Origin of the sequence: Macrococcoides caseolyticum (assembly GCF_002902665.1) — a bacterium.
GTDB classification, from domain to species: Bacteria; Bacillota; Bacilli; order Staphylococcales; family Staphylococcaceae; genus Macrococcoides; species Macrococcoides caseolyticum.
Map to the genome: position 1 here is coordinate 24651 of NZ_PPRM01000117.1, position 17560 is coordinate 42210.

The 17560-nt window shown below is 37.6% G+C and carries 18 protein-coding genes, 1 pseudogene and 1 other annotated feature; all 19 genes and pseudogenes read right to left on the reverse strand.

Features of this window, described 5'->3' with window-relative positions; genetic code table 11:
• Positions 1–18 precede the first annotated feature (18 nt).
• The 19 genes and pseudogenes from rpoB to radA all read right to left on the reverse strand — a co-directional run bounded on the left by rpoB (position 19) and on the right by radA (position 17531).
• Entirely contained in the window at positions 19–3561 is a 3543-nt protein-coding gene (gene rpoB, locus CD152_RS11445) for a DNA-directed RNA polymerase subunit beta (RefSeq protein WP_103214805.1), read from the reverse strand.
• 192 nt (positions 3562–3753) lie between these two features.
• Positions 3754–4349 (reverse strand): annotated as a pseudogene (locus CD152_RS11450) (class I SAM-dependent methyltransferase).
• Between the two features lie 112 nt (positions 4350–4461).
• Positions 4462–4827, reverse strand: coding sequence for a 50S ribosomal protein L7/L12 (gene rplL / locus CD152_RS11455; RefSeq protein WP_015912367.1), 366 nt, complete (start codon positions 4825–4827; stop codon positions 4462–4464).
• A gap of 55 nt (positions 4828–4882) precedes the next feature.
• Positions 4883–5401, reverse strand: coding sequence for a 50S ribosomal protein L10 (gene rplJ / locus CD152_RS11460; RefSeq protein WP_015912368.1), 519 nt, complete (start codon positions 5399–5401; stop codon positions 4883–4885).
• A gap of 37 nt (positions 5402–5438) precedes the next feature.
• Positions 5439–5564: a sequence feature (ribosomal protein L10 leader region), on the reverse strand.
• A 46-nt stretch (positions 5565–5610) separates the two neighbouring features.
• Positions 5611–6306, reverse strand: a complete 696-nt coding sequence (gene rplA / locus CD152_RS11465; protein ID WP_015912369.1) for a 50S ribosomal protein L1 — start codon at positions 6304–6306, stop codon at positions 5611–5613.
• A gap of 106 nt (positions 6307–6412) precedes the next feature.
• Positions 6413–6835: a 50S ribosomal protein L11 gene (gene rplK, locus CD152_RS11470; protein ID WP_041636217.1), complete on the reverse strand. Its 423-nt coding sequence runs from the start codon at positions 6833–6835 to the stop codon at positions 6413–6415.
• A 148-nt stretch (positions 6836–6983) separates the two neighbouring features.
• Entirely contained in the window at positions 6984–7529 is a 546-nt protein-coding gene (nusG, locus tag CD152_RS11475; RefSeq protein WP_015912371.1) for a transcription termination/antitermination protein NusG, read from the reverse strand.
• Positions 7530–7542: 13 nt separating this feature from the next.
• On the reverse strand, positions 7543–7722 hold the full coding sequence (secE, locus tag CD152_RS11480; protein WP_086039301.1) for a preprotein translocase subunit SecE: 180 nt from the start codon (positions 7720–7722) through the stop codon (positions 7543–7545).
• Positions 7723–7864: 142 nt separating this feature from the next.
• On the reverse strand, positions 7865–8491 hold the full coding sequence (locus CD152_RS11485; RefSeq protein WP_103214806.1) for a hypothetical protein: 627 nt from the start codon (positions 8489–8491) through the stop codon (positions 7865–7867).
• A 75-nt stretch (positions 8492–8566) separates the two neighbouring features.
• Positions 8567–9085 (reverse strand): NYN domain-containing protein, encoded by a 519-nt coding sequence (locus tag CD152_RS11490; RefSeq protein ID WP_101141318.1) that lies wholly within the window; start codon positions 9083–9085, stop codon positions 8567–8569.
• Complete coding sequence (gene rlmB / locus CD152_RS11495; RefSeq protein WP_101141320.1) at positions 9085–9828, reverse strand: 23S rRNA (guanosine(2251)-2'-O)-methyltransferase RlmB; 744 nt, start codon at positions 9826–9828, stop codon at positions 9085–9087. Before rlmB ends, CD152_RS11490 begins: the two co-directional genes overlap by 1 nt.
• Complete coding sequence (locus CD152_RS11500) at positions 9815–10225, reverse strand: Mini-ribonuclease 3 (protein ID WP_101141322.1); 411 nt, start codon at positions 10223–10225, stop codon at positions 9815–9817. Before CD152_RS11500 ends, rlmB begins: the two co-directional genes overlap by 14 nt.
• Positions 10218–11612 (reverse strand): cysteine--tRNA ligase, encoded by a 1395-nt coding sequence (gene cysS / locus CD152_RS11505; protein ID WP_101141324.1) that lies wholly within the window; start codon positions 11610–11612, stop codon positions 10218–10220. Before cysS ends, CD152_RS11500 begins: the two co-directional genes overlap by 8 nt.
• Positions 11596–12249, reverse strand: coding sequence for a serine O-acetyltransferase (cysE, locus tag CD152_RS11510; protein ID WP_101038220.1), 654 nt, complete (start codon positions 12247–12249; stop codon positions 11596–11598). The genes cysS and cysE overlap by 17 nt, the downstream gene beginning before the upstream one ends.
• A 237-nt stretch (positions 12250–12486) precedes the next feature.
• Complete coding sequence (gltX, locus tag CD152_RS11515; protein ID WP_103214807.1) at positions 12487–13941, reverse strand: glutamate--tRNA ligase; 1455 nt, start codon at positions 13939–13941, stop codon at positions 12487–12489.
• 17 nt (positions 13942–13958) lie between these two features.
• Positions 13959–14438 (reverse strand): 2-C-methyl-D-erythritol 2,4-cyclodiphosphate synthase, encoded by a 480-nt coding sequence (gene ispF / locus CD152_RS11520; protein WP_086039304.1) that lies wholly within the window; start codon positions 14436–14438, stop codon positions 13959–13961.
• Positions 14435–15115, reverse strand: a complete 681-nt coding sequence (gene ispD, locus CD152_RS11525; protein WP_086039305.1) for a 2-C-methyl-D-erythritol 4-phosphate cytidylyltransferase — start codon at positions 15113–15115, stop codon at positions 14435–14437. Before ispD ends, ispF begins: the two co-directional genes overlap by 4 nt.
• A complete protein-coding gene (locus CD152_RS11530) occupies positions 15108–16157 on the reverse strand; it encodes a PIN/TRAM domain-containing protein (RefSeq protein ID WP_101141328.1) in 1050 nt (349 codons plus the stop codon). Before CD152_RS11530 ends, ispD begins: the two co-directional genes overlap by 8 nt.
• Positions 16158–16169: 12 nt before the next feature.
• Positions 16170–17531, reverse strand: coding sequence for a DNA repair protein RadA (gene radA / locus CD152_RS11535; protein WP_015912383.1), 1362 nt, complete (start codon positions 17529–17531; stop codon positions 16170–16172).
• Between the last annotated feature and the right edge of the window lie 29 nt (positions 17532–17560).

Sequence of the window (17560 nt, forward strand, 5' to 3'; positions counted from 1 at the left end):
ATTCTTCCGAGACAGTGATTATTCAGTGATCTCAGCTTCTGGCATCGGCGCTTTAGCAATATTAATCTTCGAATCAACGAAATCGTCATCTTCTAAATCACGCATTTCAATTTCTTCATCTTTGTTATCCATTACTTTAACGTCTAAACCTAAACTTTGTAACTCTTTCATAAGTACACGGAATGATTCTGGAACACCTGGACGTGGAATGTTTTCACCTTTAACAATTGCTTCATAAGTTTTAACACGCCCTACAGTATCATCTGATTTGTACGTTAAGATTTCTTGTAATGTATAAGCAGCACCGTAAGCTTCAAGTGCCCATACTTCCATCTCACCAAAACGTTGTCCACCAAATTGCGCTTTACCACCAAGTGGTTGTTGTGTAACAAGTGAGTAAGGTCCAGTTGAACGTGCATGTAACTTATCATCAACCATGTGTGCAAGTTTAAGCATGTACATTACACCAACTGATACACGGTTATCGAATGGTTCACCAGTACGTCCATCATAAAGTACAGTTTTACCGTCACGTGCCATACCAGCTTCTTCGATTGTTGACCAAACATCTTCATCGTTCGCTCCATCAAATACTGGAGACGCAACATGCAGACCTAAGTTTTTAGCAGCCATACCTAAGTGCAACTCTAATACTTGTCCGATGTTCATACGAGAAGGTACACCAAGTGGATTTAACATGATGTCGATTGGTGTTCCATCAGGCATAAATGGCATATCTTCTTCTGGTAAGATACGTGAGATAACCCCTTTATTTCCGTGACGTCCACACATTTTATCCCCAACATGAATTTTACGTTTTTGAACGATGTAAACACGTACTAATTGGTTAACACCTGGTGGTAACTCGTCGCCATCTTCACGATTGAAGACTTTAACGTCTAATACGATACCATCAGCACCGTGTGGTACACGTAAAGAAGTGTCACGTACTTCACGTGCTTTCTCACCGAAGATTGCGTGTAATAAGCGTTCTTCTGCTGTTAATTCTGTAACTCCTTTAGGTGTTACTTTACCTACTAGGATGTCACCGTCACGTACTTCAGCCCCAACGAAGATAATACCACGATCATCTAAGTTTTTAAGTGCATTGTCAGATACGTTAGGAATATCTCTTGTGATTTCTTCAGGTCCAAGCTTCGTATCACGTGCTTCAGACTCATACTCTTCAATATGGATAGAAGTATATACGTCGTCTTTCACAAGACGTTCGCTCATGATTACGGCATCCTCATAGTTATAACCATCCCAAGTCATAAATCCAACTACAACGTTACGACCAAGTGCCATCTCACCAAGTTCCATAGAAGGACCATCTGCTAAGATTTCACCTTTCGTTACGATGTTACCAGCTTCAACGATTGGACGTTGGTTGTAACAAGTACCAGAGTTTGAACGTGCGAATTTCGCTAATTTGTATACATCTAAATCTGTTTCGATTTCTTTTCCGCCTTCTTCAACAATACGGCGAACTTTAATTTGACGTGCTTCTACGTGTTCCACACGACCTTTATATTTCGCGACTACTGCAGCTCCAGAGTCACGTGCAGCTACGTGTTCCATACCTGTACCAACAAATGGCGCTTCTGGATTCATTAAAGGTACTGCTTGACGTTGCATGTTCGCACCCATTAATGCACGGTTCGAGTCATCGTTTTCTAAGAACGGGATACATGCAGTCGCTGCAGACACAACTTGTTCCGGCGATACATCCATGTAGTCCATGCGTTCACGTGCCATAACTGTGTTATCTCCACGGAAACGACATACAACTTCATCATCTAAGAATTTACCATTGTCATCTAAACGCGCATTCGCCTGAGCAACTACGTAAGCATCTTCTTCATCTGCTGTTAAGTAATCAATTTGGCTTGTTACTGTATTTGTCTCGATATCAACTTTTCTATAAGGCGTTTCAATGAAACCAAATTCATTTACACGCGCATAACTTGAAAGTGAATTGATTAACCCGATGTTTGGTCCCTCAGGTGTTTCAATTGGACACATACGGCCATAGTGAGAATAGTGAACGTCACGTACTTCCATACCAGCACGTTCTCTAGTTAAACCACCGGGTCCTAACGCAGATAAACGACGTTTATGTGTAAGCTCAGCTAATGGGTTTGCCTGGTCCATGAACTGAGATAATTGAGAACTACCAAAGAATTCTTTAATAGATGCAATTACAGGACGGATATTAATTAATTGTTGTGGTGTTACAGATTCAGTATCTTGCAAACTCATACGTTCACGCACAACACGCTCCATACGACTTAACCCAATACGGAATTGGTTTTGTAACAATTCACCTACCGAACGTAAACGACGGTTACCTAAGTGGTCAATATCATCCGTAAATCCAACACCTGCTAGTAAGTTAAAGAAGTAACTCACAGAAGATAGGATATCTGCCGGAGTAATACATTTTACTTCATCATCTGGAAAAGCATTACCGATAATTGTTGTTGTACGTTTCTCTTCATCTCCATGAACGTAAACTTTAACGGACTGAATTTCGATTGGTTCATCTAATAAGCCATTATCTAAATCATAAACTTTTTGATTTGCATTACTTTCTAGCACATCTATAATTTGATCTAAATTACGTCTGTCTAATAATGTACCTTCTTCAGCTACGATTTCACCTGTTTCTGTGTTCACAATTGGCTCAGCTAACACTTGGTTAAATAGACGGTGTTTTAAATGTAGTTTTTTGTTCATTTTATAACGTCCAACGCTTGCTAGATCATAGCGTTTTGGATCAAAGAAGCGAGAGTATAATAAACTCTTAGCATTCTCAACTGTTGGTGGTTCACCTGGACGTAAGCGTTCATAAATTTCAAGTAATGCAGCTTCAGTTGATTCAGTATTATCTTTATCTAATGCGTTACGCAAATATTCATTATCACCTAATAGGTCAATGATTTCTTGATCCGTACTAAATCCTAACGCACGGAGCAATACTGTAATTGGAAGTTTACGCGTACGATCAATACGTACAAATACAACATCCTTCGCATCAGTTTCATATTCAAGCCATGCACCACGGTTAGGGATTACAGTCGCACCGAAGCTGACTTTACCGTTTTTGTCTACTTTGTCATTGAAATATACTGACGGTGAACGAACAAGCTGAGACACAATAACACGTTCAGCACCGTTAATAACGAAAGTACCTGTATCAGTCATTAATGGGAAATCACCCATAAATACTTCTTGTTCTTTAACTTCACCTGTTTCTTTGATGATTAAACGAACCTTAACACGAAGTGGTGCAGCATAAGTTGCATCACGATTTTTCGATTCATCTAAATCGTACTTTGGTTCACCTAATTTGTAATCTACAAACTCTAATGATAAGTTACCTGTGAAGTCTTCAATCGGAGAAATGTCTTTAAACATTTCAATTAAACCTTCTTTTAGGAACCAGTCATAAGATTTCGTTTGAATCTCGATTAAGTTAGGTAGTTCTAGAATTTCGGAAATTCTCGCATAACTTCTACGTTTACGATGTCTTCCGTATTGGATAAGTTGACCTGTCAACAGATTCACCCCTCAAAAAATTGTGGTGCACACTTATTCATATAGCGTTGTTAAGACAAAAAGAAAACGGAAATCAGATCATTCCATTTTCATTTTCTTTTGCTCATCCGACATCTATAAAAGATAGAAAAGTGCACACTTATTCATTTAAAATTTTACATTCTATTACTATAACAGACAGATTGTATAAGGTCAACCTTTTACACTCTTTAATATATAGTAGCCTTTGTCTTTCTTAAGCACTGTGACATTACCAAAAACCTCATCCATCTTTTTCTTAGCTGATGGCATTCCTTGTTTCTTTTGTATTACCACATATAGCGCACCTTGATGTTCTAATATGTTATAACTATCTGAAAGAATACGATGTACCACATCTTTACCTGCACGAATTGGCGGATTTGTGATGACTGCATCAAAAAATTCAGTCACTTCATTTAAACCATCGCTTTTGTATATATGTACATCTTTAACATTGTTATGCATCGCATTCTTTCGTGCAAGATTTAATGCACGCTCATTAACATCCACCATATGCAATGTACAATCCGGAAAATGTTTTGCGATCATCAACCCCATCGTGCCATATCCACATCCTACATCAAGCACACGGATTGGATGCACATCTTCCAAAAAGTTTTGACAAGCAAATTCGATCCAAAATCAACTCCACCTTTGGAAAACACACCACTATCTGTCGTAAGTTTTAAATCGTGGCGACCCATATTAAAACTAATTGTGCTTTCATGACTTTCTACCGTTGGTTCTTCACTATAATAATGACTCACCTTGACACCTCACTTATTTCTACTCAGCGCAATGCGCACTCAGTTGAAATTATACCAATATAAATTAAGAAAAACCCGTTATATACATAACGGGTTTTAAACAAAAGAGAAATTATTTAACTTCTACAGTTGCTCCAGCTTCTTCTAATTTAGCTTTTAATTCTTCAGCTTCGTCTTTAGAAACAGCTTCTTTAACAACTTTAGGAGCGTTGTCAACTAAGTCTTTAGCGTCTTTTAATCCTAAACCAGTTGCTTCTTTAACAGCTTTAACAACTTTGATTTTTGAAGAACCAGCAGATACTAATTCTACGTCAAATTCAGTTTTCTCAGCAGCAGCACCTTCGCCACCAGCAGCACCAGCTACAGCTACAGGAGCAGCAGCAGTTACACCAAATTCTTCTTCGATTGCTTTAACTAAATCGTTTAATTCTAAAACTGACATTTCTTTAATCATTTCGATAATTTTTTCGTTAGACATGTTTTATTCCTCCATTTAAATTTTAATTAGTTTTTATGAAACTTGTTTCAAGAGCTTACGCTTCTTCAGCAGCAGTTTCTTCTCCGCCTTGTTGCTCACCAACCGCTTTAACTGCATATGCGAAGTTGCGGATTGGAGCTTGTAATACTGAAAGAACCATAGAAATAAGTCCTTCTTTTGATGGTAAAGATGCAATAGCTTTAACATCTTCAGCAGACGTTACAGTTCCTTCGATGATACCAGCTTTAATTTCTAACGCTTCGTTTTCTTTAGCGAAGTCAGCGATAATTTTAGCTGGAGCAACAACTTCCTCAGTTGAGAACGCGATAGCATTTGGACCTGTTAAGAATTCATCAATTCCTTCAATTCCAGCAGCAGCAGCAGAACGACGAACTAAAGTGTTTTTATATACTTTGAATTCAACGCCAGCTTCACGAAGTTGTTTACGTAGTTCAGTTACTTGCGCAACTGTTAAACCACGGTAGTCAACGATGATTGTTGATACTGAATTTTTTAACTGTTCAGTAATCACGTCAGCTTTTTGTTGTTTGATTTCGATCGCTTTTGTACTCATTGTGACACCTCCATTAAGATTTTCGTGCTTTTCTAATAAGAATATTAAAAAAGCACTTTTCACCCATGGCAAAAAGTGCTTGAAATGTTCAAGTCAAATTTCACCTCGGTAGGATTATTAAGCTTAACGCCCCTACTGTCTTAGGTTATTTATAAAATACAAATTACACTATATCGTGAAACTTGAATCTTGTCAATTGTTTTTAAAAATTAGTTTCTTACTTCTGATGGGTCGATTTTAATACCAGGGCCCATAGTTGTTGTTACAGCAACTGTTTTGAAGTAAGTACCTTTAGATGAAGCTGGTTTAGCTTTAGCTAAAACATCTTTAAGTGTGTTAAAGTTTTCAACTAATTTATCAGCATCAAATGATACTTTACCAATTGCAGCATGAACGATACCAGATTTCTCAGCACGGTATTCTACTTTACCAGCTTTGATTTCTTGAACTGCTTTCGTTACGTCCATAGTAACTGTTCCAGTTTTAGGGTTTGGCATTAAACCTTTAGGTCCAAGCACACGACCAAGTTTACCAACTTCTCCCATCATATCTGGAGTTGCAACGATAACATCAAAATCGAACCATCCTTGGTTAATTTTATTGATGTATTCTGAATCACCAACGAAGTCAGCACCTGCTGCTTCAGCTTCTTTTAATTTCTCACCTTTAGCAAATACTAATACACGTTGAGTTTTACCAGTACCATTTGGAAGTACTACAGCTCCACGGATTTGCTGATCGTTTTTACGCACGTCAATTCCTAGACGGAATGCAACTTCAACAGATGCATCAAAATTAACAGTGCTCGTTTCTTTCGCAAGTTTGATTGCTTCTTCTACAGAGTAGAATTTTGTGCTATCAACTTTTTGAGCGGCTTCTTGATATTTTTTACCTTTTTTAGCCATTGTTCATTTCCTCCTTATAGTGGTTTTAGCGGAATTTCCTCCCACGGGCATTGCTATATACAATGCAAGAGCAGACGAGTTAACGTCTGCTTAAATCTTAATTCTATTATTTAATTTCTACACCCATACTACGAGCAGTACCAGCAACAATTCTCATTGCCGCTTCTACGCTTGCTGCATTTAAATCTTCCATTTTAGCTTCAGCGATTTCACGTACTTGATCTTCAGTTACTGTAGCAACTTTATTTTTGTTTGGTTCACCAGAACCTTTCTCAATTTTAGCTGCTTTCTTAAGTAATACTGCTGCAGGTGGTGTTTTAGTGATAAATGTAAATGAACGGTCTTCAAATACAGAAATTTCAACCGGAATAATTAAACCTGCTTGTTCTTGTGTACGTGCGTTAAATTCTTTACAGAATCCCATAATGTTTACACCCGCTTGACCTAATGCTGGACCAACTGGTGGTGCTGGATTCGCTTTCCCTGCAGGGATTTGTAATTTAACAACTTTGATTACTTTTTTAGCCACGATGTGCACCTCCTTGATATCGTGATGTGGTCACAGGGTATGATATTTACCCTCCCACTCATATACGTGCATTTGCACGACTATAAAATTTTACCACTTTAAACCCATTTTGGCAAGTGAAAATTTACATTTATTTATAAAATAAATATTATAATTTTTCAATCTGATCAAATTCAACTTCAACAGGTGTTTCTCGTCCAAACATATCAACGAGCACTGTTAATTTATACTTCTCCGCATCGATTTCTTTTACTTCACCAACTTGATTCGTGAACGGCCCACTTGTAACACGTACTTGTTCACCAAGTTCAATCTCGACATCGATTGTCTTTTCATTCATACCCATAGATTTCAAGATAAATTTCGCTTCTTCAGGCAATAATGGATTTGGTTTAGATCCAGCGCCAGCCGAACCTACAAAACCTGTAACTCCCGGAGTATTACGTACGACATACCATGATTCATCCGTCATCACAAGTTCTACGAGCACATATCCAGGAAACGTCTTTTTGAGGCTCGTTTTCTTCTTTCCATCTTTAATTGTTGTTTCTTCCTCTTCTGGAATCACAACACGAAAAATTTGGTCTTGCATGTTCATTGATTCAAGACGCTTTTCTAAATTGTCCTTAACTTTGTTTTCATATCCTGAGTATGTATGAACTGCATACCAGTGTTTTTTACTTTCCTCAGACATTTAATATGCCTCCTTATTTAATTAATCGAATTAATTCTGTAATCCCCATATCGATAAGGAAAAAGAAAATGATAAAGAAGATAACTGTCGCTACAACAATCGATGTGTCTCTTACAACTTCTTGTCCCGTAGGCCAAGTCGTCTTTTTCATCTCAGAAACTACACCTTGAAAAAAGTTTTCTTTATTTTCCATCTGGTCTTGCCTCCAATTTTATTGAATGATAAAAAATATACCGAACGTGAACATCCGATATATTTTTATTTATATTTACTTATTATACTGTGCATCATTTTGTTATAATCCTAGTTAAATATACAAATTATCTTAAACTTTGTCAAACGTCTCCATCATCCAGTAAATGTTTTCTAATTTTACGTTTTAGTCTTACAATTGCATTTTGAATCGTTTTTATAGACTCGTCTTCTAATAGCGCCATCGCCTTGATGGATAATCCTTCTTGTACATAGCCTAAAACTTTGCTTTCAAGCAGGCTAAGTTTTAAGTTTACTGGCGTAAGTGCGTCCGTTAATGCGTGGTACTCACTCATGACTTCTGGCCTTAATGCATTGACATCGATAATATGTTCAGCAACGGGGCGATTATAACGGTCTACCATATCAATACTGATTTCTTCTATATCACGTACGCCTTTATTTTGTTTCATCATATTTAACAATGCGAATTTTAGCATATGATAGTAATAGCGTTCGAAAGAATCATTGCGCTCTTTCTTGTAGTTCAGTGCTGTTTCATACAATGTTATTAAACATTGCTGATAGACTATAGAGCGTTCAATATAGTAATACTTTCTAATATAAACTTCTATCCCATTTTGCATACGCACAACTAAAGCCTCAAAATAATCCAGATTTCCATTTTGTATTTCATACACAATTTCTTTTAAAGTCATTACAGCGTAAGGAGAAGATTGTTCACATAGTGTTAAGTATGTTTTAAGCATGATGCCCCTCTAGTTTTTAACTATAGCGTAAATCGTTTTAAAGATTATTACAAACAATAGTTTTTACTCAAGAAATTAATGTTTTCCTCTTCTTATACGCTCTAACTTTTGCAAGGTTTCTTCATCTAGCACGATTCTAGTCCTTGGTTTTACTTCATGCATCTGTCTCATATCTTTTTCCACCATTATTTTTTCTTCTTCAAGATTCGCAATAAATTCTCGTGATGGTATGCGTAGTGCACCGCTACCAAAGATTGCATGCTGTTCTGACATATCACTCGTTACGACTTTAATCGTTGTAATATGCTTTTTATATAACTCAAAAGTTAAACGCTCAATCACTGCATCCGCGGTCTCATTCTCTTTAGAATAAATCACACGAATACCATGGAATATTTCTTCATGTTCATGAGACTTTACATCATACGCATCGAAGACCACGATGACATCATCTTCAATCCTAGCATTATAATTCGCAAGTTCCAGTAATAACTTCACACGTGCTTCTTCTAGTGAGTCCAATGCAATGGCGGATAGATAACGACTTTGCCCTATTACATTATAGCCGTCTATAATTGTATAAAATTCTTTCATCAGTCTATTGGATTCCTTTTACGATATACTTCGTACATCAGTAAACTTGCCGCAACAGAAGCATTTAAACTGTTAACATGACCCACCATCGGCAAATGAATCAAGAAGTCGCATTTCTCTTTCACCAATCGGCTCATCCCTTCACCTTCTGAACCAATAACGATTGCTAAATCTATATCAGCAGTCATTTTGCGATAGTCCACTGATTGCTTGGCATCCGTTCCCGCTACCCAGTAACCCGCATCCTTTAATTTATCAATTGCCTGATTAATATTATTCACTCGCATTACCGGCACATGCTCCACTGCGCCTGTAGAAGCTTTGACAACCGTTTGATTCAGACTTACAGAACGGCGCTTTGGTATCATGATGCCATCTATACCAATAGCATCGGCAGTTCTAATAATTGATCCTAAGTTGTGTGGGTCCTCCAGTCCATCTAATATCATAATTGTACTTAACTTATCAGACGCTTTATTGCTCAGAAAATCTTCAAGTTCCGTATACTCATAAGGAGATATCATTGCAAGTACCCCTTGATGCGGAACATCTGATAAATGATCTAGTTTTGATTTAGGAACTGTTTGAACGACAATCTTTTTTTCTTTACACAGATTCAAAAGATTGCTGATTTGAGATTTATTAATACCTTCTTGAATTAATACTTTATTGATTTCATGATCTGAAGTTACAGCGCTTTTTACAGCATGCCTGCCTACGATTATCTCATCAATTGTTTTCATCTTTACCCCTCTTTTCACACAGTGATATGATTTCGTTAAGCAGTGCATCGAGCCTTTCTTTATCTTCATTCAAATGCAAGTATCCGATGACCGCTTCTAATCCCGTACTTTTTTTGTAAGTTACGACGTCTGTATTTTTTGCTTTTGTATGACTCTTAGCGTTACGTCCACGCATTAATATGTCCATTTCTTTCGTTGTAAAAAAATTGTCCTCAACAAGCGCATCAAATGTCTGAGACTGACTCTTAGCAGAAACGAAGAATGTCGCATATCGATGCAGTTCATTTGGTTTACGATTTTTTTCACGTACAATGTAATTGCGTATATATAAATCCAGAACTGCATCACCTAAATATGCAAGCGTCAACGGATTATATAAACTTGCCTGATTAACCACGTTTATACCTCACACCTTGAGCCGTATCTTCAAGAATAATATTTTGTGCCTTTAATGCATCACGAATCTCATCTGCACGTTTAAAATCTTTATTCTTCCTAGCTTCTTGACGCTCTTCAATTAATCGTTCAACCTCTTCATCTAGCAATGTATCGCTTGTATCCAGTTTCACACCCAAGACTTCACTAAAAACTTCAAACACTTCGATAAATCGATTAATGACTTTTAAATCTGTAGATGAATTCTGGTTATATATATTAGCCTGTTTCGCAAGTTCATACCATGCAGTAATCGCATTAGCAGTATTGAAATCATCATCCATGGCAGTTTCAAATTGTTTCAATATGTTATCAATCACAAGGATTGTTTCAGCATGATCTACAACATCCACCGATATTGCCTGACGTTCTTTCATCGCCTGGTACGCATTTTGAATACGCTCAAGCCCTGCTTTAGCGCTAGCAACAAGCTCCATATTATAGTTGATAGGGTTTCTGTAGTGGACACTGATCATAAAGAAACGTAATACATTCGGATCAATTTCTTTAATAATGTCATGTACAAGAATGAAGTTTCCTAAAGATTTACTCATTTTCTCATTGTCTATATTAATAAATCCATTGTGTAGCCAATAATTAGCAAAAGTCGTGTCGTTGTGCGCTTCTGATTGTGCAATTTCATTTTCATGGTGCGGGAATGTTAAATCACTTCCTCCAGCATGGATATCGATAGAATCTCCTAAATGTTTCTTTGCCATTACAGAACATTCAATATGCCATCCCGGTCGTCCTTCTCCCCAAGGTGACTGCCAGCTGATTTCTCCTGGCTTTGCTGTTTTCCATAACGCAAAATCAAGCGCATCATCTTTGAGCTCCCCTGCCTGGATACGTGCACCTACTTTAAGTTCATCAATTGACTGGTGGCTAAGCTTACCATATCCTTCAAACTTACGTGTTCTGAAATATACATCGCCACCACTTTCATAAGCGTATCCTTTCTTGATTAATTCATCGATAAATTCAATAATGTCCTCCATATGATCCATTACACGTGGGTGATGTGTTGCAGTCTTACAGTTTAAAGCATGTGTGTCCTCAAAGTATGCTTCAATAAAACGGTCTGCGATCTCTGGCACCGTCTCTCCAAGTTCATTTGCCGCTTTAATCAGCTTATCGTCTACATCGGTGAAGTTAGAGACATAATCAACCTCATACCCTCGATATTCAAAATAACGGCGTACCACATCAAAACTGATAGCCGGACGTGCATTTCCGATATGAATATAATTGTAGACAGTCGGTCCACATACATACATTTTTACTCTTCCTTCTTCAATGGGTACAAACTTTTCTTTACTTCTAGTCAATGTATTATATAACGTAATCATCCTGAATCTCTCCATTTCTTGACGCCTCTATATGACGTTCTAGTTCTTTTAATTTTTCATATACCGGGTCGGGCAAATTCGTATGTTCAAACGACTTACCGACTTTCACCTTGACCCCATTTTGCCTTACAATACGTCCCGGTATTCCTACAACAGTAGAATAATCGGGAACGCATTTCAGAACAACAGAATTCGCTCCAATATTTACATTATTTCCAATCTGTATATTTCCCAGCACCTTAGCCCCAGCTGCAATTAATACGTTATCTCCTATATCAGGATGACGTTTCCCACGTTCTTTACCCGTACCACCAAGCGTTACTCCTTGATAAATTGTAACGTTATCACCAATCGTACACGTTTCACCAATGACAATCCCCATACCATGGTCAATAAATAAACGCCTTCCTATCTTTGCACCTGGATGAATCTCAATTCCAGAGAAGAATCTTGAAATCTGACTGATACTTCGTGCAATAAAGTACATTCTGCGATTGAAGAACCAATGGGCAATCAAATGCCACCAAACTGCATGTAACCCCGAATATGTCAAAAATACCTCAATACTACTTCTCGCTGCCGGATCCTGTTCAAAAACCATCGCAATATCATCTTTAATACGTTTAAACAACGGTATCCTCCCCCCTAACTAAAAAGAAGCACCTCTTATTACAGAGGTGCTTCAGCACGGTTCCACTCTTATTAATAGATAGCATCTATTCACTCATATTATATTCAATTTCATGCATGAGGTGCATTCAGTCATCTATTTATCGTATTCTTCCACCAGCCGAATACTCTCTAAAAGATAAATTGAAGACTTACTTAGTCTCATACCTTGATTATAAAGGATAGTGATAATTTTTCAACGATTTTATTTCACGTACTTTTGAACACGCGCTATTACTTTTTCTTTACCGAGCAATTCTAATGTGTTTGGTAATTCTGGCCCATGCATTTGTCCTGTTGTCATAACACGAATCGGCATAAATAAATTCTTCCCTTTTATACCCGTTTCTTTCTGTACAGATTTAATTGCTCCTTTAATACTGGCCGCATCAAATGTATCTAATGCTTCTAACTGACCTACCAAACTTTGAGCAAGTTCAGGGACTTGTTCTCCATTTACGACTTCAGACTCTGCTTCTCCAAGTTCAATTTCATCACGGAAGAAAAGTTCGCTTAGTTCAACAATCTCACCAGCGTAACTCATCTGCTCCTGATATAATCCAACTAAAGCTTTTGCCCATGCGAGTTCTTCATCTGTCGGTTGCTCAGAAACAAGTTCAGCTTTTTTCATATGTGGTAACGTCATTTCAAATACAGTATCTAGATCTTTCATTTTCATATACTGGTTGTTGATCCACGCTAGTTTTTGTTTATCAAAGAATGCTGGTGATTTGCTTAGACGTTTCTCATCAAACATTTCAATGAATTGTTCTTTTGTAAAGATTTCCTCTTCACCTTCTGGGGACCAGCCGAGCAGTCCGATAAAATTAAATAATGCTTCTGGTAAGTATCCAAGGTCGTGGTATTGTTCGATAAACTGAATGATCGAACCATCACGTTTAGATAATTTCTTACGGTCTTCATTCACGATCAACGTCATATGACCAAACGTCGGAATTTCGTATCCTAACGCTTCATAGACCATCATTTGCTTCGGTGTGTTTGAAATATGGTCATCACCGCGAATAACATGAGTGATCTCCATAAAGTGATCATCGATTGCTACTGCAAAGTTATATGTCGGGATACCATCTTTCTTAACAATAACCCAATCGCCAATGCCATTAGAGTCAAATGAAACTTCTCCTTTAACCATATCGTTAAACGTATATACCTTATCTTTCGGGACACGGATACGAATTGCAGGTTGTCTACCTTCAGCGATTAGCGCCTCTTCTTCTTCTTTCTTTAAATGCGCATGCTTCCCACCATATCTTGGCATCTCTCCACGCGCAAGTTGTGCTTCACGTTCTGCTTCTAATTCTTCAGCAGTCATATAGCATCGATAAGCTTTGTCTTCAGCTAATAATTTCTCGATAATTGGATTATAAATATCAGCACGCTCAGATTGACGATATGGACCAAAACCTCCATCTTTATCAATTGATTCATCCCAGTCTATCCCTAACCATTGTAAGAACTTTAACTGGCTTGCTTCTCCACCTTCTACGTTGCGCGCAGTATCTGTATCTTCAATTCGGATAATAAAATCTCCACCGTTATGTCTAGCAAATAAATAGTTAAATAATGCTGTACGCGCATTCCCAATATGTAAGAACCCTGTTGGACTTGGTGCATACCTTACTCTTACTTTACTCATTTTGTTCACTCCATTAATTAGTTTGTTTTTAATAATAATACCACAGCTTGTGCCTGTATACCTTCTTGTCGTCCTAAATAACCCATCTTCTCGTTCGTTGTCGCTTTGACGTTCACATTGAAAATGTCTGTATTTAAGACATTCGCAATCGACTCTCGCATAGCATCGATATGTGGACGAAATTTCGGTTTTTCTGCAATAATTGTCGCATCTAAATTCCCTATTTCATATCCTAATTTAAGAACATGCTGGTATGCCTCTTTTAATAAAATCTTAGAATCCACACCTTTGTACTTCGGATCATCATCCGGAAAAAATTTGCCGATGTCACCAAGAGAGACAGCACCTAAGATTGCATCTGTAATCGCATGCAGTAATACGTCGGCATCACTATGACCCAGTAATCCTTTATCGTGTTCTAGTTCAATGCCGCCGATGATCAAAGTTCGACCTTCGACTAATTGGTGTACATCATATCCATATCCAATTCTCATCAAATCCCTCTTTTCTTCAGTATTGCTTCCGCAAAGAACATATCTTCAGGCGTTGTAATCTTAATGTTATCATAATCACTTTCAACGATGTTAACCGGGTATAATCGTTCAACAAGCGATGCATCGTCAGTACCTAAAAAGTCATCTTCATCTGCTTTATTATATGCTTCAAGTAATAAATGATAGCTGAATGCTTGTGGTGTTTGAATCTGCCAAAGCTCTTCTCTATTTAATGTTTCTTCTACTTGAAAATCAATCACACGCTTAATCGTATCTTTCACTTTAACAGCGGCAACAACGCTTTTATTTTGTTGGACTTTTGTATATAACCTATACAATGTTTCTTGTGTAACAAAAGGTCTCGCTGCATCATGTACAAACACATACTCGCACGGCTGAATAGCTTTGAGAACATTATAGATGCTATACTGCCTTTCGCTCCCCCCTGCTGTTACTACTTCTATCTTGTTATAAGCTAGAGACATTGCTTTAAGCATTTCCAATTCGTCTTTTTGACCTGCTAAATGAATTGCACGACAATTGTCATCGCTCTGAAATGTTTCAAGTGTATGTTCAAGAATCGATTTACTATGTAGTTGTAATAGAATTTTATTTTTATCAGCCTGCATTCTTTTCCCCATACCGGCCGCGGGAATAATTACATCATACATATTAGTCATTCACTTTCTTCGTAAAAATAATTCGCCCTGAAGATGTCTGCAATATTGATTGCACTTCTACTTGAATTTGTTTGTTGATAAACTTTTTACCATGTTCTACAACAACCATCGTACCGTCTTCCATGTAGCCCACACCTTGATCTTCTTCTTTTCCTGATTTCGTGACGTTCAATAACATCTTATCTCCTTGAGCGACAATAGGTTTTATTGCTTCTGACAGATCATTTACATTCAGCACTTGGATACCTTGCACTTGGCAGACTTTATTCAAATTGAAATCTGTAGTAATCACACTAGCTTTCATGTCTTTCGCCATCGTAACAAGCAACTGGTCCACTTCTTTAATATTCTTATTCCCCGGAATAATATTCACAGGATGTCCTGTCTCTTGCAGTTCACTTAATATATCTAATCCACGTTGTCCCTTATCTCTCTTTATTCCATCTGTCGAGTCAGCTATTAATTGTAATTCATCTAGCACACCTTGAGGCACTACAATCGTACCATCTAAAAAACCACATTTCACAATTGATAAAATACGCCCATCGATAATTGCAGAAGTATCTAATAGTTTTGGGAAATCGAATGATTTTCTCTTATTAGGCTGAAAACGTTCAGGCAAGAAACTTAATATCTCACCACGTTTTTGAATACCCACTTGAAAACCTAAATATCCTAATACAACTGCTAAAATAATCGGTACCGTATTCTTAAGAAAAGGAAACCCCATAAAGTTAAAGATTAAACTGATCATTGAAGCAATCATCAGACCAATAATCATACCAAAAGTTGCGATAATCAAATCAATAAAATTGATCTTAAGGAGGAGTTTCTCACCTCTTATAATTAAAGCCACAACACGATCGACAAGCCAGTAAAATAAAAGAAAAAAGACAGCGATACCTACGGCCCCATCGATATATGGGTTAGATAATATATCAGGAACTTTAAAATCAAACAGTCCAACAAGCTCAGGTATCAAGAAGATACCTGCTGAAGCACCTACAACGAAAAATATTAATAAAACAAGCTTTCTTAACATCTATACACCTCCTTAAAATGCCATTTTTAATGCTTCGTTAATATTTGTTACACCAATCACTTCAATATTTCCGGGGAAATCCCAGCCACCAATATTATTTTTTGGGATGATGACACGTTTAAAACCGAGTTTTTCAGCTTCTTGTACACGTTGTTCAATACGTGCAACACGTCTCACTTCACCAGTCAGACCGACTTCTCCGATAAAACAGTCATCGCCTCGTGTCGGTTTATCATTATAGCTTGAAGCGATGCTTACGATAACACTTAAATCAACAGCAGGTTCATCAAGTTTTACACCACCCGCAACTTTCACATATGCATCCTGTTGCTGTAATAAATATCCTTGTTTTTTCTCTAGTACAGCCATCAATAGGTTCAGTCGATTATGGTCGACACCTGATGCCATTCTTCTTGGATTATGAAAAGATGTCGGCGTTACAAGTGACTGAACTTCAACTAGTAATGGACGCGTGCCTTCCATCGTTGCAACGATAGTTGAACCTGCTACATTTTTTGTACGTTCTTCAAGGAACATTTCTGAAGGATTCAGGACTTCTTTAAGGCCTGTATTCTTCATTTCAAATATACCCATTTCATTTGTCGAACCAAAACGATTCTTCACCGCGCGTAATATTCTGTAGCTGTGATGAGTGTCTCCTTCAAAGTAAAGAACTGTATCAACCATATGTTCTAGTAGCCTTGGACCTGCAATTTGTCCTTCTTTTGTTACGTGCCCTACGATAAATGTTGCAATGTTCATCTGCTTTGCGATACGCATTAACTCTTGTGTACATTCTCTAACTTGCGATACAGAACCAGGTGCACTTGTAACCTCTGGATGAAATATTGTTTGAATTGAATCGATAACTAAAAATTTCGGTTTCGATCGTTTTACCGTTTCGTGAATAATCTGAAGGTTGGTTTCTGCATAGACATCAAGCTCCCCTGCATCCTCTAATAGACGATCGGCACGTAGTTTCGTTTGTCTTACCGATTCCTCTCCAGAAATATAAAGTACGGGATGGTTTTGTGAAAGCATTGCACAAACTTGTAGTAGTAATGTGGATTTCCCAATCCCTGGGTCTCCGCCGATAAGTATCAATGAACCGGGAACGATTCCTCCTCCAAGTACACGATCTAGTTCCTTCATCTGCGTGTGATCACGAGGAACACTTTCTTTCGTTATATCTTTTAGTTTTTCAACTTTATTATCACTTTGTGATTCAGAAATCGCATTTTTAGGACCCTTCTGTTTATGTTCAATAACTTCTTCCATTTGATTCCATGCACCACAATTCGGACATTTTCCCATCCATTTCGGTGACTGATAACCACAGGCCATACATTCAAATGTACTTTTCACCTTTGCCAAAGCGATTCCTCCTCATTATGTATGTATTT

Excerpts from the sequence above, each read along its gene's own strand:
- rplL (WP_015912367.1), bottom strand. The coding sequence starts at position 4,827 with ATGTCTAACGAAAAAATTATCGAAATGATTAAAGAAATGTCAGTTTTA.
- rplJ (WP_015912368.1), bottom strand. The coding sequence starts at position 5,401 with ATGAGTACAAAAGCGATCGAAATCAAACAACAAAAAGCTGACGTGATT.
- rplA (WP_015912369.1), bottom strand. The coding sequence starts at position 6,306 with ATGGCTAAAAAAGGTAAAAAATATCAAGAAGCCGCTCAAAAAGTTGAT.
- nusG (WP_015912371.1), bottom strand. The coding sequence starts at position 7,529 with ATGTCTGAGGAAAGTAAAAAACACTGGTATGCAGTTCATACATACTCA.
- secE (WP_086039301.1), bottom strand. The coding sequence starts at position 7,722 with ATGGAAAATAAAGAAAACTTTTTTCAAGGTGTAGTTTCTGAGATGAAA.
- CD152_RS11485 (WP_103214806.1), bottom strand. The coding sequence starts at position 8,491 with ATGCTTAAAACATACTTAACACTATGTGAACAATCTTCTCCTTACGCT.
- CD152_RS11490 (WP_101141318.1), bottom strand. The coding sequence starts at position 9,085 with ATGAAAGAATTTTATACAATTATAGACGGCTATAATGTAATAGGGCAA.
- rlmB (WP_101141320.1), bottom strand. The coding sequence starts at position 9,828 with ATGAAAACAATTGATGAGATAATCGTAGGCAGGCATGCTGTAAAAAGC.
- cysS (WP_101141324.1), bottom strand. The coding sequence starts at position 11,612 with ATGATTACGTTATATAATACATTGACTAGAAGTAAAGAAAAGTTTGTA.
- gltX (WP_103214807.1), bottom strand. The coding sequence starts at position 13,941 with ATGAGTAAAGTAAGAGTAAGGTATGCACCAAGTCCAACAGGGTTCTTA.
- ispD (WP_086039305.1), bottom strand. The coding sequence starts at position 15,115 with ATGACTAATATGTATGATGTAATTATTCCCGCGGCCGGTATGGGGAAA.
- CD152_RS11530 (WP_101141328.1), bottom strand. The coding sequence starts at position 16,157 with ATGTTAAGAAAGCTTGTTTTATTAATATTTTTCGTTGTAGGTGCTTCA.